13 protein-coding genes are annotated in these 14,567 nt (G+C 40.7%); 11 read left to right on the forward strand and 2 right to left on the reverse strand.

What is annotated here, in order from left to right:
* Nucleotides 1-41: 41 nt before the first annotated feature.
* A complete protein-coding gene (locus tag ACFX4X_RS11200) occupies nucleotides 42-857 on the reverse strand; it encodes a Cof-type HAD-IIB family hydrolase (RefSeq protein WP_377383455.1) in 816 nt (271 codons plus the stop codon).
* A 241-nt stretch (nucleotides 858-1,098) separates the two neighbouring features.
* Here ACFX4X_RS11200 and ACFX4X_RS11205 point away from each other — a divergent pair, with 241 nt between their 5' ends.
* The 3 genes from ACFX4X_RS11205 (at nucleotide 1,099) to moaA (ending at nucleotide 3,428) form a co-directional block, all read left to right on the forward strand.
* Nucleotides 1,099-1,887 carry a prolyl oligopeptidase family serine peptidase gene (locus ACFX4X_RS11205; RefSeq protein WP_377383457.1) on the forward strand — a complete coding sequence of 263 codons (789 nt, stop codon included), beginning with the start codon at nucleotides 1,099-1,101 and terminating at the stop codon, nucleotides 1,885-1,887.
* Nucleotides 1,888-1,993: 106 nt separating this feature from the next.
* Nucleotides 1,994-2,302 carry a metal-sulfur cluster assembly factor gene (locus tag ACFX4X_RS11210; protein WP_061462072.1) on the forward strand — a complete coding sequence of 103 codons (309 nt, stop codon included), beginning with the start codon at nucleotides 1,994-1,996 and terminating at the stop codon, nucleotides 2,300-2,302.
* Nucleotides 2,303-2,414: 112 nt separating this feature from the next.
* Nucleotides 2,415-3,428, forward strand: coding sequence for a GTP 3',8-cyclase MoaA (gene moaA, locus ACFX4X_RS11215; RefSeq protein ID WP_377383458.1), 1,014 nt, complete (start codon nucleotides 2,415-2,417; stop codon nucleotides 3,426-3,428).
* Between the two features lie 292 nt (nucleotides 3,429-3,720).
* Here moaA and ACFX4X_RS11220 read toward each other — a convergent pair whose 3' ends face one another.
* Nucleotides 3,721-4,410, reverse strand: a complete 690-nt coding sequence (locus ACFX4X_RS11220; protein ID WP_377383459.1) for a Crp/Fnr family transcriptional regulator — start codon at nucleotides 4,408-4,410, stop codon at nucleotides 3,721-3,723.
* A 225-nt stretch (nucleotides 4,411-4,635) separates the two neighbouring features.
* Here ACFX4X_RS11220 and argC point away from each other — a divergent pair, with 225 nt between their 5' ends.
* The 8 genes from argC to ACFX4X_RS11260 all read left to right on the forward strand — a co-directional run bounded on the left by argC (nucleotide 4,636) and on the right by ACFX4X_RS11260 (nucleotide 14,541).
* Complete coding sequence (gene argC, locus ACFX4X_RS11225) at nucleotides 4,636-5,673, forward strand: N-acetyl-gamma-glutamyl-phosphate reductase (protein ID WP_284471467.1); 1,038 nt, start codon at nucleotides 4,636-4,638, stop codon at nucleotides 5,671-5,673.
* A 16-nt stretch (nucleotides 5,674-5,689) separates the two neighbouring features.
* Entirely contained in the window at nucleotides 5,690-6,922 is a 1,233-nt protein-coding gene (argJ, locus tag ACFX4X_RS11230) for a bifunctional ornithine acetyltransferase/N-acetylglutamate synthase (RefSeq protein WP_284471466.1), read from the forward strand.
* A gap of 12 nt (nucleotides 6,923-6,934) precedes the next feature.
* Nucleotides 6,935-7,708, forward strand: a complete 774-nt coding sequence (gene argB / locus ACFX4X_RS11235) for an acetylglutamate kinase (RefSeq protein WP_284471465.1) — start codon at nucleotides 6,935-6,937, stop codon at nucleotides 7,706-7,708.
* Nucleotides 7,705-8,856: an acetylornithine transaminase gene (locus ACFX4X_RS11240; protein WP_377383462.1), complete on the forward strand. Its 1,152-nt coding sequence runs from the start codon at nucleotides 7,705-7,707 to the stop codon at nucleotides 8,854-8,856. Before argB ends, ACFX4X_RS11240 begins: the two co-directional genes overlap by 4 nt.
* A gap of 81 nt (nucleotides 8,857-8,937) precedes the next feature.
* Nucleotides 8,938-10,020 (forward strand): carbamoyl phosphate synthase small subunit, encoded by a 1,083-nt coding sequence (locus tag ACFX4X_RS11245; RefSeq protein WP_377383464.1) that lies wholly within the window; start codon nucleotides 8,938-8,940, stop codon nucleotides 10,018-10,020.
* Nucleotides 10,013-13,132: a carbamoyl-phosphate synthase (glutamine-hydrolyzing) large subunit gene (locus ACFX4X_RS11250; protein WP_377383466.1), complete on the forward strand. Its 3,120-nt coding sequence runs from the start codon at nucleotides 10,013-10,015 to the stop codon at nucleotides 13,130-13,132. The genes ACFX4X_RS11245 and ACFX4X_RS11250 overlap by 8 nt, the downstream gene beginning before the upstream one ends.
* On the forward strand, nucleotides 13,129-14,088 hold the full coding sequence (gene argF / locus ACFX4X_RS11255; protein WP_377383468.1) for an ornithine carbamoyltransferase: 960 nt from the start codon (nucleotides 13,129-13,131) through the stop codon (nucleotides 14,086-14,088). Before ACFX4X_RS11250 ends, argF begins: the two co-directional genes overlap by 4 nt.
* A 273-nt stretch (nucleotides 14,089-14,361) precedes the next feature.
* Entirely contained in the window at nucleotides 14,362-14,541 is a 180-nt protein-coding gene (locus ACFX4X_RS11260) for a YjzC family protein (RefSeq protein ID WP_061462081.1), read from the forward strand.
* The last annotated feature ends 26 nt before the right edge of the window (nucleotides 14,542-14,567 follow it).

Consider the following 14,567-nt stretch of genomic DNA (forward strand, 5'->3'; position numbering starts at 1 on the left):
GAACTTGTAAGAGAGATATTATGAAGGTAAAAAATGTCGTTTTACGTTTTTATATTGAATTTTTCTTCGAGGTAGACTGCTATGCCGTCTTCTTCATTCGTCAATGTAGTTGTATTTGCTACCGTTTTTACTGGTGAGATTGCATTCCCCATAGCAACCCCGGTTCCCGCGTAATCGAGCATTTCCAAATCATTATCTTCATCACCGAAAGCGATTATCCTGTTTTGAGGAATTTCCAGATAGTTGGATACCCGTTTAAGACCCACGGCTTTACTTAAGCCGCTCTTAATGATTTCGATGATATGAAAAGGCTCTGCCCAGCGGCGATGATCGACCAATTCTGCATGGACATCGGATAAATGCTGGCGAATCTGGCCTACAAATTCACTATCTGTATGAATTAGCATCGAAGTTGGGGAATCCTGAAGGAAATTGCGCAAGTCACCCGTCTTCATGTTGGGTTTTCCTACATTGAACATGTCCATCAACTTTTCATCATGATAATGGACATAAACGTCATCACGTACTTCGGCGATGATGTTGTGATATTGAAAATGATCGCACGCTTCAACAATCTCTTTCGCAACACTTATATCCAATGGGGAGTGATACACCCCCCAGCTTGTCAGCAATGGGTGATGGACGAAAGCGCCATTGAAATTAACGATGGGTGTAGTCAATCCCAATTCCCGGTAATAAAGTTCACTTGAGCGAAAGGGACGACCGGTGGCGATCATAACTTCATGCCCATCTTTTTTGAGTTTCAGTAGTGTTTGTTTAGTCCTTGGAGAAATTGTTTTTTTATCTGTAAGTAAAGTACCATCAAGATCCAAGACGATTAAATGTTTCTCAGTCATGTAAACACCTTCTGTTCTTTTTATTTCATTATATGCGAATATTGTTAAGGCTATTTTAAAGTAAATGTAAATCTTTTTCATTCTTTATGCATTCCTGTATGATATTACTATATGCAGGATTATAATACTTAAAGCGAAGTATAGGTTTAAAGGAATGGAATGAAGAAACCTAAGCCTTTTTGAGAAGGTAGTGAAACTTCTTTTAGGTAAAGATCGGAACAAAGCATTCGGAGGGGTTAAATTGATAATAATTGAAAATGAACAAATTGGACATATTCCTGTATTACACTTAAGTGAGCAAACCACTTTCCATCAGGAATTGCCGCTTATTATTTTTATACATGGTTTTCAAAGTGCAAAGGAACACAATCTTCACTATGCTTATTTATTGGCTGAGAAGGGGTTTCGTGTTCTTCTTCCCGATGTAATTCATCATGGGAAAAGAGGAGCTGGTTTGAGTGATTCTCAAATGATGCCCCGGTTTTGGGAAATGGTTTTACAAACCATCCAGGATATATCTTTGATGAAGGATAATTTATTATCCAGAAAATTAATTGATCCTGCCAGAATTGGTGTAGCGGGTACCTCCATGGGGGGAATAGTTACGAACGGGGCTCTGGCTGCTTATGAATGGATATCCGCCGGAGTAAGTTTAATGGGGAACCCATCATATGTCGCGTATGCAGAGCTCCAAATGGAGGAGATTAAGAAAAGGAAAGTTAATTTCCCCGCTACTGATGAGGAAGTAGCCAAAGTGATTGAACAGCTCAAGCCATTTGATTTGAGTCTTAATCAAAATAAGCTTTCCAACCGCCCGCTTCTTTTTTGGCATGGAGCTAAGGATCCAGTTGTGCCTTATCAACATGCATATCACTTTTATGAAGGGGTCAAAGCAGGGTATAATGATGCAAATGAAAAAATAAATTTTATCCTCGACCCTAAGGCAGGACATAGGGTCAGTAGAGAAGGCGTGCTTATGACTGCAGACTGGTTCGCGAAATATTTACTGCCAACAGTGCAAAAAGCTTAAGTGCTCATTCAAAATCTGTTATGATTCTAATACGGGGATAGGTTAAAGTCCAAATGGACAACGACTATCTAAAACGGAAGAGATTTTCCATAAAGGAGTGATTGAAGTGGATCAAGATACAAAAGACATTATTTTTGGGGCTTTGGAGCAGGTCATTGACCCTGAGCTTGGTATAGATATCGTGAATTTAGGTTTGGTATATGATGTGGATATGGATGAGGAAGGTCTGACTACAGTATCGATGACATTGACTTCAATGGGCTGTCCGCTTGCTGGGACGATTGTCGATCAAGTGAAATTGGTTCTAGAAGATATTCCAGAGGTCAAGGAAACGGATGTGAAGATCGTCTGGAGTCCGCCATGGTCGAAAGACATGATGTCCAGGTATGCTAAAATTGCATTAGGAATCAAATAATGACCATGTTGTAATAGAAATATAAAGCCAGTCAAAAAACAGTGAATCCATTCAATGGAGCCACTTTTTATGGTCTGGTTTTTTTCTAATACTTATGGCTAGGAGTGGTTAATTGAACAGTCATATAAAAGATTCATTGGACAGGCCACTAAGGGATTTAAGAATTTCAGTCATAGATCGCTGTAACTTTCGCTGTCAGTATTGCATGCCAGCTGAAATTTTTCATGAGAATTTTCAGTTCCTGCCTAAAAGTGAGCTTTTATCTTATGAGGAAATTGTAAGGCTTTCAAAGATATTTGCAAGCTTAGGAGTGAAAAAACTAAGATTGACTGGCGGGGAACCATTACTCCGGAGAGATCTTGCCACACTGATTTCAGAGCTCATTAAAATTGAAGGTATTGAAGATATAGGATTGACCACGAATGGTGTGTTCCTGAAAAAACATGCCGCGAATTTAAAGGCAGCTGGTTTACAGAGGGTGAATATCAGTTTAGACAGCCTCGATGATGAACTTTTTAAGAAGATGAACGGCAGAGATATCGGGATAAAGCCGGTTATTGAAGGCATAGCTGCTGCCAAAGAAGCAGGTCTTGGCGTTAAAGTGAATATGGTAGTGAAAAAAGAAACCAATGAATCTCAAATCCTGCCGATGGCCCGTTTTTGTAAAGAAGAGGACGTTCAATTACGCTATATTGAATTCATGGATGTCGGACATACAAATGGCTGGCAGCTGAAGAATGTCATTACGAAAAAAGAACTGCTTGAGTTGCTCCAAACCGAATTCGAGCTTGAACCGGTTGAAGAAGATTATTTCGGAGAAGTGGCAAAACGCTTTCGTTATAAGGGCACTACTGCAGAAGTGGGCTTCATAACATCCGTATCTGAGTCTTTTTGTTCCAGTTGTACACGTGCACGCCTTTCAGCTAATGGAAGTTTATATACATGCCTGTTCAATGGAAAGGGGCAAGACTTGAAGTCATTAATCCGTTCCGACATGACAGATGAAGAATTGACTGGATACATCATATCGCTTTGGAACCATAGGGATGACCGCTATTCAGATGAGCGTGCCGCCGGGACATTGAAGAAACATGCAAAAATCGAAATGTCATTCATTGGAGGGTAACAAAACAATAAGGACTTTCGTCTGAATGAATGTAAAAAAATGAAGGGATGGCACTATGCCATCCCTTCATTTAATATGTATAGTCGATAAGAGCAACTGATGCTTGCCAAATTGCTTAAAAGGATTTTTATGCTTTTTTTATGCATTTTTAGATGACTGTGAAATTATTTTATTCAAATCCCATAATAATGAAAATAATTCAATGGTCCTAGGGATGAATGAGCCTGAAAATTAATCCGATCATTTTAAGATCGTAAGGCATTATGTATTTCGCTGCTTATTATGGGAGGATTTAATCGATGGTACAGATTTCTATTGGACAGTTTTCACAATCGATTTCCTGTTTCAAATAGTCTAAGTCAAGAATCGTAATGCAGCCCTTTTTAATAGAGATGACATTGTTTTTCCTTAATTGAGCGAGCATCCGATTGACTACCTCGCGGGATGTGCCGCAAAAATTGGCGAGTTCTTGATTTGTAAATGGAAGATTGATAACTTTACCGTCTTCAACTTCAGTTCCATGGCTATTTGATAAACGGATGAGGGTGGAGTATAATGCACCTTTCTTACCGTGCAGGAGCATATCGCGGAATTTAGCCTGGTTTTTACGGTTTTGGGCGGATAACCATGTCATCATTTCAACTGCAAGATGGCTATCGGAGGCGATTTTCCCTTCTAATGCCTCTTTGGAAATAACCGCAACAGTTCCATCTTCCAACATTTTTGCATTCACCATATATTTAGGATTTGGAGAAAAAAGGACTGTTTCCCCAACCAAATCATTCTCCGAACAAATCCGTATAGTTAATTCCCGGCCGTCGGGAACAACCTTACTCAATTCTACTTTGCCTTTCAAAATGTAATACAAATCACTTGCTGGGGTGCTTTCCTGAAAAAGGAAGCACCCTTTTTCCATATGTTTAATTTGCTGTTTATTATCTAAAATTGCATGCAGCCGATTAGATAACGAAAATCCATTCATGTGTATGACCACCTTTCAGATACCGTTATTACACTACCTTTGATTTAAACGGAAAAAACACTAGTAGTCAACAACTTTGGATAATTACGGAAGCTAAAATGGGTAATTTCCCATTTTAAAGTTAAGTTTAGAAATTTATAAAAATACATTTGATTTTATTTTTATTCAGTCATATAATAGTAGAATCAAAGAATGACAGGTACTTGAAATATAGGAGATGGTTTTATGAACGTATCAATAGTAGGTGCAACGGGTTATGGAGGAGTAGAACTAATAAGGTTTTTGAATAATCATCCGCAATTCAAAATAAAATCATTGCATACTTCATCCCAATTTGGTCGAAATTTATATGAAGAAAATGCACATTTAATGCATATGAAAGATAAATTAGAAGAAATTGATCCGGAAGCGATTGCAAAAAAATCCGATATTGTATTTCTTGCAACTCCTTCTGGTGTTTCCTCACAATTGATTTCGGAATTTTCGGACCTTGACATTAAAGTAATCGACCTATCAGGAGACCTGAGGCTTCAAACCCCAGGTGAATATGAACAATGGTATAAAAAAACAGCCGCGCCACAGCATATTATTGAAGAAGCCGTATACGGTTTGGCTGAATGGAATGCTGAAGCAATAAGGCAAGCGGCGATTGTGGCAAATCCAGGGTGCTACCCAACCGCATCACTTTTAGGCCTTGCCCCTCTATTCACAGAAGGATTGGCCGGAGCAGCTGCAGAAGTGATCATCGATGCAAAATCCGGGGTTTCAGGGGCGGGTAAATCACTTTCGGCTGTTACACATTATAGTGAAATGAATGAGAACTTTAAGATATATAAGGTAAATCAACATCAACATATACCGGAAATCGAACAACAGCTTGGACGATGGTCAGCTGATTTACAACCTATTACCTTTAATACCCATCTGGTTCCAATGACACGAGGTATTATGGCAACGATGTATATAAAGGTAAATCGGGAAACCTCAAATGTTGAATTAAAGGATTTATACGAAACAGTATACGAGAAACATCCTTTTGTCCGGGTACAGCCGCTGGATCGCTTCCCATCCACGAAACAGGTATATGGATCGAACTTTTGCGACATTGGTGTCGCATATGATGAAAGAACAGGTAGGGTAACGGTAGTTTCGGTTATTGATAATTTAGTGAAGGGTGCTGCAGGGCAGGCCATTCAAAATGCAAATATATTAATGGGACTAGAAGAAACGGCAGGACTATGGAACAGTCCGCTATATCCATAAACTTTGGAGGGAAATAATGAATACACTACAGCCAGTTGAAGAAATCAAACAAATTCAAGAAGGAAACATTTTAATGCCTCAAGGATTCAAAGCGTCAGGTGTCCATGCAGGATTGCGCTACTCCAAAAAGGATGTTGGCATCATTTTTACCGATGTTCCGGCGTCGGCCGCCGCGGTTTATACACAAAACGTTGTTCAAGCCGCTCCAATCAATGTAACGAAAGATAGCATTGCCGCTTCTGGAAAACTTCACGGCATTGTAGTGAATAGTGCTTGTGCGAATGCTTGTACAGGAGTACAGGGTCTAAAAGATGCATATGAAATGAGGAAGCTTGCGGCTCAAAAGTTCGGTATGGAGGATCATTCATTTGCAGTGGCTTCTACCGGAGTAATAGGGGAATTCATGAAAATGGAAAAAGTTAGAAAAGGGATAGAGTCATTGCAGCCAGAAAATTCACCTGAAGCTGCCGATGATTTTGGTAACGCCATTTTAACAACGGATATTGTAACGAAGAGCTGTGGTTATGTAACAATTATAGACGGTAAAACCGTGAAAATGGGCGGAGCAGCGAAGGGTTCGGGAATGATTCATCCAAACATGGCAACAATGCTCGGTTTCATTACAACGGATGCCGTCATCGAACCGAATGATTTACAGCAAGCACTATCTTCCATAACCAACGATACATTCAATCAAATTACGGTTGATGGTGACTGCTCAACGAACGACATGGTGTTAGTGCTTGCGAATGGAGAAGCGAAAAATGAACCTTTGACAGCTAACCATCCAGAATGGTCTGTCTTCTTGGAATTATTAAAACAAACATCCGAGAATTTGGCAAAACAAATTGCGAAAGACGGAGAAGGTGCCACAAAACTGATAGAAGTGAATGTTCATGGCATGCCTACGAAGCAAGATTCACAGATGATGGCGAAGACGATCGTTGGATCAAATCTAGTGAAAACGGCAGCTTTTGGCGCGGATGCAAACTGGGGACGAATCATTGCGGCGATGGGAAGAAGCGGAGTGGGATTCAATCCGGATCAAACGACGATTGTTTTTGGTGATATTGTCGTACTTAAAGATGGTGAGCCAGTACTGTTTTCTGAGGAAGAAGCCAAAGCATATTTGGAAAATGAAAGTATCATCATTCATGTTTATTTGAAAGATGGCAATGAATCCGGAACGGCATGGGGCTGCGATTTAACCTATGATTATGTAAAAATAAACGGAAGCTATCGTTCGTAAGGGGGGAAAATAATGAACATATTAGTCATAAAGTGCGGCGGCAGTATCATCAATGAGTTATCGGAGTCGTTTTTCAATAGTGTTATAGAGTTACAAAACCGCGGCTACCAAATTGTCTTTGTTCATGGAGGCGGCCCTGATATAAATTCGATGCTTGAAAAATATGAAATTGAACCAGTCTTTGAAAATGGTTTAAGAAAAACGACCTCTGAAGTGATGGGAATTGTGGAACTTATGCTGGCAGGCAAATCTAACCGCAGTCTCGTTCATAAATTGGAAGCACACGGAATTAAGGCTGTCGGTTTAAATGGTTCTGACGGCGGGATTCTCACAGGTGAGTATATCGATGAACAGAAACTTGGAGCTGTAGGCGAGATACAAAAAGTCAATACTGAATTACTTGGGATATTATTCGAAAATGGTTATTGTCCCGTATTGACGCCAATTTCAACTACCGAAGAAGGTACTAAATTAAATGTGAATGCTGATATGGCCGCTGGGTCTGTAGCGAAAGCGCTATCTGCAGACATGTGTTTATTTGTGACCGATGTTAAAGGGGTCTTAAAGAATGAACAGATCATTGAGGAATTGACTGAAACGGAAACGAAGGATTTGATAAAGGATGGAAGTATCCATGGAGGAATGATTCCGAAAGTCAATACTGCGTTGTCGGTGCTGAATAAAGGGGTTGAAGAAGTGATGATCGTTAGTGGAAAAGATCATTTTTATGAAGGCGGACAATTCATCGGTACGAAATTTCTTCAGGAAGAAGGGGTATTACAATGAGTTCTTTATTTCCAACATATGCAAGGTGGAACATTGAGCCTAGAAAAGCGTCAGGAATGAAGATTACGAGTACAACAGGTAAAGAGTATCTGGATTTCACATCCGGAATCGGGGTTTTGAATCTTGGTCATTGTCATGAGTTGGTAAAAATGGCAGTCACCAAACAGCTTAATAAATATTGGCACGTATCGAACATGTTTCAAAGTTCCATACAGGAACGGACAGCACAAATGCTGGCAGATGCCTCCGGTTTAAGCCAGGTATTTTTTGCTAACAGTGGAGCCGAAGCGAATGAGGCAGCTATCAAACTAGCGCGTAAAGCTACTGGGAAAAGCAAAATCGTCACATGTCTGCAGTCTTTCCACGGCCGTACGTTTGCAACGATGGCAGCAACGGGACAGGAAAAAATAAAGACTGGTTTCGGACCGATGCTAGCTTCATTCGAGTATGTTCCATTTAATGATAATGATGCCATGATAGCAGCCATAGATGAAAATACGGCGGCTGTAATGATTGAAATAGTTCAAGGTGAGGGCGGCATCCATGTTGTACAGCAATCCTATCTGGATGCGATTCAAACTCAATGCCAAGAACACGGAGCTCTTCTTATCATTGATGAAATTCAGACTGGGATAGGACGTACAGGGAAACCATTTGCATTCCAGCATTTTAATATCCAACCCGACATCATCACTTCAGCAAAGGGGCTGGGAAATGGCCTGCCAATCGGCGCGATGATTGGAAAGGAAAGGCTGTCGGATTTCTTTAACCCAGGAAGTCATGGATCCACATTTGGAGGTAATCCCATTAGTGTTGCAGCAGCAGAATCCGTTTTAAAAGAAATTTTCCAATCAGGGTTTTTAAAAGAGACCGTGAAAAAGGCTGAATACCTTGAGAGTGAATTGGCAAAAGCGTTAAAGGAATCGGAAGAAGTTAAAGAGATTCGCGGACTGGGGTTGATGGTCGGGATTGAATGCAAACAGGATGTTCAGGGGTTTTTAATGGAACTTCAAGAAGAGGGCTTACTTGTGTTGAGTGCAGGTCCTAAAGTGCTTCGTTTACTCCCATCTCTGACAGTTACTGAATCGGAAATCGATATGGCGATAAGTAAAATTAAAAAAATATTGGCAATAAAACAAACTATTTAAATTTAATGAATTTTTATAGAACAAAATGAATAATTATGCTATTCTATATATAAATATACAGCATCTAAAGAGGTGAAGATCATGAAAAACTTTCTATATTTAGAGAATGGTTCCGTCTTTGAAGGGGAACTGCTGACTAAATCGACTGAAAAAGCAATCAATGGAGAGATTGTCTTTTTTACAGGGATGACCGGATATCAAGAAGTATTGACAGATCCTTCATATAAGGACCAAATTGTCGTTTTCACATATCCTCTAATCGGAAATTATGGAATCAATGAAAATGATTTTGAGAGTAAGAAGCCACATGTTGCCGGTGTTATTGTATATGAAGGGAATATGAGCCATTCCCATTATCAAGCTAAATATTCACTTGGTGAATATTTAGACAAGTGGAACATTCCGCTTTTAAGCCATGTTGACACAAGAGCGGTCGTTAAAAATATAAGACAGGAAGGTTCCATGCAGGCTGCCATCACAGCCGAAGAAAAATTTTCTATCAAACCTGGCCAGGTTTGTTTATCAGCCCATGTATCTGAGGTATCCACAAAGGTGGTCGAGAGCTTTGGAGAAGGCGACAAGCATGTGGTGATGATTGATTTCGGTTATAAAAAATCCATATTGGATTCTTTGATTGAACAAGGCTGCCGAGTTTCAGTCGTTCCATTCGATACTGAGTTCGAACAAATCAAGGACTTGAAGCCGGATGGTATTTTGCTTTCAAATGGGCCTGGGGATCCAAAACAGCTTGAATACCTTTTAGGAAACATAAAGAAGGTCATTACGAATTTCCCAACGATGGGCATATGTCTCGGTCATCAATTAACGGCCCTAGCCTTTGGGGGAAATACAAAAAAAATGCTGTTTGGACATCGGGGTGCGAATCAGCCCGTGGTCGATTTGAAAACGAAACAGGTGTATATGAGTTCTCAAAATCATAGTTATGAGGTTGATGAACCGAGCTTAGAAGGAACATCTCTTCAAGTGAGATTCAGGAATGTGAATGATAGCACAGTTGAGGGGCTTATGCATGAAGACCTGCCAATATTCACTACCCAGTACCATCCTGAGGCTAATCCAGGACCCATCGAGAGTTCACTTCTCTTCAACGACTTTTTACAAATGATAAATGATTATAGCGGGAGAGAAAAAGCCTATGCCTAAGGACAACACGATACAGACCATTTTAGTGATTGGTTCGGGGCCAATTGTCATCGGGCAGGCCGCCGAATTTGATTATGCAGGTACACAGGCCTGCCTCGCTTTAAAAGAAGAAGGATATAAAGTCATACTGGTCAACAACAATCCGGCAACAATCATGACTGATGATATGAATGCGGATGCTGTCTATTTCGAACCTTTAACAGTTGATGTACTGGAAAAGATCATTTCCAAAGAAAAGCCGGATGGCCTGCTGGCTACATTAGGCGGTCAAACAGGATTGAATCTTGCTTATCAATTGGATGATGCTGGAGTACTTGAAAAATATAAAGTCAAATTATTGGGAACTCCGATCGACTCCATCAAAAAAGGGGAGGATCGTGAACTGTTCCGTGAGCTGATGTTTGAAATAGGTGAACCCGTTCCCGACAGTACAATTGTCCATACTCTTGAAGAAGCGATAGCTTTTGCCGAAAAAATCGGTTTCCCGATCATCGTTCGTCCCGCATATACACTCGGCGGCACTGGCGGTGGGATTGCTGATTCATTGGATACCTTTAAGGAACTTGTCCGGGGCGGACTCCAAGAAAGCCCGATTACACAATGCTTGATTGAAAGAAGCATAGCTGGATTTAAAGAAGTCGAATATGAAGTAATGCGAGATGGCATCAATACGTGCATCACTATCTGTAATATGGAAAATATTGATCCTGTAGGGATCCATACTGGTGATTCCATCGTTGTGGCACCATCACAGACCTTATCGGACGATGAGTTTCAGATGCTTCGTTCCGCTTCAATTAAAATCATCTCTGCTTTAGGTATCATAGGCGGCTGTAATATTCAATTCGCACTTGATCCGAAAAGCAAACAATATTATCTAATTGAAGTAAACCCACGCGTCAGCCGTTCATCGGCATTAGCTTCCAAAGCAACAGGCTATCCCATAGCACGCATAGCTGCAAAGCTTGCTGTCGGCTACCATTTATCGGAAATCGTCAATCCTGTAACGAAAAGCACATATTCAAGCTTTGAACCTGCTCTTGACTATGTAGCGGTGAAGTTCCCGAGATGGCCATTCGATAAATTCAAGACCGCCAACCGCAAATTAGGAACACAAATGAAGGCGACAGGTGAAGTGATGGCTTTACACCGCAGTTTTGAGGGGGGAGTCCAAAAGGCCGTCGATTCTTTGGAATTAAAAACGAATGGACTGCAGCTATCATCGCTGAAAAATAAAACCGTTCCTGAGCTTTGGGTGAAGCTTGCCGAAAAATCTGATGAGCGAATATTTGTCATTTTTGAAATGCTTAGAAAAGGCGTGACGATTGAAGAAATCCATGAAGCCACAACCATAGATTATTTCTTCCTTAAATCCTTTGATTCATTGATCCAAAACGAAATGAAGATTGAAGCTAGGAGAATCGATCAGGTAACAAAGGAAGAACTGCAGTCATATAAGGAAAAGGGCTTTTCAGACCGCTATCTTGCTTCCGTATGGAATGTTAGCGAGCTGGAAGTGAGAGCACACCGGAAGTCACTTGGTCTTACGGCTGTCTACAAAACGGTTGATACATGTGCAGCCGAGTTCGAATCACATACTAACTATCACTATTCAACATATTTCGGTGAGAACGAACAGAAAAAAACGGATAAAAAGAAAGTCTTGATGATTGGCAGCGGCCCTATCCGGATTGGACAGGGAATAGAATTTGATTACTGTTCCGTTCACGGGGTTTATGCACTCCAGGATGAAAATGTTGAAACGATCATGATTAATAATAACCCGGAAACGGTAAGTACGGATTTTGCCACGGCAGACCGCCTTTATTTCGAGCCGTTAACTCTGGAATACGTTCTTAATGTAATAGAAGCGGAAGGTATTGAAGATGTTATCGTCCAATTTGGTGGGCAGACTGCGATAAACCTGGCAAAAGGCCTGGAAGATTACGGTGTCAATTTGTTGGGGACTTCCTTCGATACACTCGATCAATTAGAAGACCGTGATCGTTTTTATCAGCTTCTTCAAAAACTGGATATTCCTCATGTACCGGGTTCGATGGCTAATGGTGAAGAACAATTAATTGACCGTGCAGAGGCTATCGGTTTTCCAATACTCTTACGCCCATCATATGTAATTGGCGGCCAAGGAATGGAAATCATCCGCTCCAAGGAAAGCTTATTGAATAGAATGGAAAATGGGACTGCACTTGCATACCCCGTATTGATCGATTCTTATATTCCAGGGAAAGAAGCCGAAATCGATTTGATTGCTGATGGAAATGATGTATATATTCCAATCATTGCGGAACATGTAGAAAAAGCAGGCGTCCATTCAGGGGATAGCATGGCATTACTGCCAGCCCAATCATTAACCAATGAAATCAAAGATAAAATGACCCAATATGCGAAAAAACTAGTAATCGAGCTTGGTTATAAAGGACTTATGAACATTCAATTCGTGATTGAAGGAAATAGTGTATATGTATTGGAAGTAAACCCTCGCGCCAGTCGGACAATTCCAATCATCAGTAAAGTCACCGATGTACCCTTGGTGCAAATAGCGACAAAAATATTGCTTGGGAAATATTCATTGTCGAATGTGTTCGAAACAACGGGCTTAATGGAAGAAATTCCATATGCAGTCGTCAAATATCCAGTATTCTCTACATTTGCACTAAGCGGCCTTGATTCGAAGGTAGGTCCGGAAATGAAATCAACTGGTGAAGGAATCGCCATCGGAGTAACGGTAAAAGAAGCATTGACAAAAGTATTCCATGCTCAAAATGCTAATCATAATTCAGGTGTTTATCAATCCAAATCAGTCAAATTAAGCGAAGATTTGCTAGTGCAAATAAGTGAAGCAGGTTTGACACTGGGGGATTCAAATTTTGATAAATGGTTAAATGAAGGGAATGCATCGGTCGTTTTGGCATATGGAACAACAGAAGAAGATAAGAAGCTAAGGTTAATGGCAGCAAAATATCGCCTTCTGGCATTTACGGAAGAAGAGACTTTCAAAGCCTATCTACAATCGTTAGAAAATGCTGATCCAGGGGTTATCTCGCTTCAGGAATGGCTTGTATCATATTCGGAAGGAGTGTCACAAGTATGAGTTCAATGACGGCACCGACACAAGCGAAGATTTTAAATGGAAAAGACTTTTTGACCATGAAGGAGTCAACACCCACTGCGATAGCGGATTTGTTAAAGCTGGCACAGACCATTAAAGGCAAATTGCAAGCTGGCGAGGAATATACACCTTTAAAAGGGAAAACGCTGGGGATGATCTTTGAAAAATCGTCTACCCGTACCCGTGTTTCTTTTGAAGTTGGCATGATGCAGCTTGGCGGACACGCTTTGTTCTTAAGTGGTAATGACTTGCAAATTGGACGCGGGGAAACTATTTCCGATACTGCAAAAGTCCTTTCCGAATATATTGATGGGATCATGATTCGTACCTTCGAGCATGAAAAAATCCTAGAGTTGTCGGAAAATGCTTCTATCCCAGTCATCAATGGGTTAACAGACCTTGCACATCCTTGTCAGGTACTTGCTGACTTCTTGACGATCATCGAGATAAAAGGGCAACTAAAAGGCCTGAAGATGAGTTATATCGGAGATGGCAATAATGTTGCCAATTCATTGATGGTCGGCTGCGCAAAAATGGGAATGGATTTTTCCATTGGATGCCCTGAGGCCTACAAACCTGATGAAAAGGTCGTTGCCTATGCTCAAAAAGTGGCAGAAGAGACTGGCAGTGAAATTGTGGTGACAACCTCAGCTTCAGAAGCTATAAAAGATGCGGATATCGTCTATTCCGATGTTTGGACCTCCATGGGGCAGGAAATCGAGAATAGTATTCGCTTAGAAGCCTTTAAAGATTATCAAATCAATAGTGAACTTGTGAAACATGCCAAAGAAGATTATTTATTCATGCACTGCCTCCCTGCTCACAGGGAAGAAGAAGTAACAGCTGAAGTCATCGATGGACCGAATTCCGTCGTTTTCCACCAAGCAGGAAATCGTCTTCATGCCCAAAAGGCGGTTCTAGTGGATTTAATGTCTTAACCAAAAAAGTGTCTGCTCAGAGAGCAATCGCTCAGTTTGTAGAAAAAAAGGTTTCGGAATGGTCCCATTCCGAAACCTTTTTGATTATATTTGTAGCAGTTAGAGAAATAATAACTGGATGGATCAATACTTGGGTTTACCAGTCTAAGTGTCTGCTCAGAGAACAGACGCTTTTTTAATTCAGCCGAATTTCCTGTATTCCTTAATTTTTCAGACATGAAAGAAAGTAACCTGGTAATAATAACAAGGAAAGCATGTAAAGGGGTGAAATCTATGGGGCAAAATCGTCAATTTAAGCCAGGCCAGAAGGCACCTAATAATGGGACCTATGTAGAAATCGGTGAAACGGGCAGCACGGTAGTGAATCCGAAAATGGTTAAGCTTGATGCAGGGGATGCCTTTCCTGAAACGTCTAATCATAACCGGATATGGACATATCAGCGAAAGCCATGAAAAATTAAAAAGCAGGAAAAAGGAAT

This window comes from Peribacillus sp. YIM B13481 (assembly GCF_042787985.1).
Lineage (GTDB): Bacteria > Bacillota > Bacilli > Bacillales > DSM-1321 > Peribacillus > Peribacillus simplex_A.

Excerpts from the sequence above, each read along its gene's own strand:
- ACFX4X_RS11200 (WP_377383455.1), bottom strand. The coding sequence starts at position 857 with ATGACTGAGAAACATTTAATCGTCTTGGATCTTGATGGTACTTTACTT.
- ACFX4X_RS11220 (WP_377383459.1), bottom strand. The coding sequence starts at position 4,410 with ATGAATGGATTTTCGTTATCTAATCGGCTGCATGCAATTTTAGATAAT.
- argC (WP_284471467.1), top strand. The coding sequence starts at position 4,636 with ATGAACGTATCAATAGTAGGTGCAACGGGTTATGGAGGAGTAGAACTA.
- argJ (WP_284471466.1), top strand. The coding sequence starts at position 5,690 with ATGAATACACTACAGCCAGTTGAAGAAATCAAACAAATTCAAGAAGGA.
- argB (WP_284471465.1), top strand. The coding sequence starts at position 6,935 with ATGAACATATTAGTCATAAAGTGCGGCGGCAGTATCATCAATGAGTTA.
- ACFX4X_RS11240 (WP_377383462.1), top strand. The coding sequence starts at position 7,705 with ATGAGTTCTTTATTTCCAACATATGCAAGGTGGAACATTGAGCCTAGA.
- ACFX4X_RS11245 (WP_377383464.1), top strand. The coding sequence starts at position 8,938 with ATGAAAAACTTTCTATATTTAGAGAATGGTTCCGTCTTTGAAGGGGAA.
- ACFX4X_RS11250 (WP_377383466.1), top strand. The coding sequence starts at position 10,013 with ATGCCTAAGGACAACACGATACAGACCATTTTAGTGATTGGTTCGGGG.
- argF (WP_377383468.1), top strand. The coding sequence starts at position 13,129 with ATGAGTTCAATGACGGCACCGACACAAGCGAAGATTTTAAATGGAAAA.
- ACFX4X_RS11260 (WP_061462081.1), top strand. The coding sequence starts at position 14,362 with ATGGGGCAAAATCGTCAATTTAAGCCAGGCCAGAAGGCACCTAATAAT.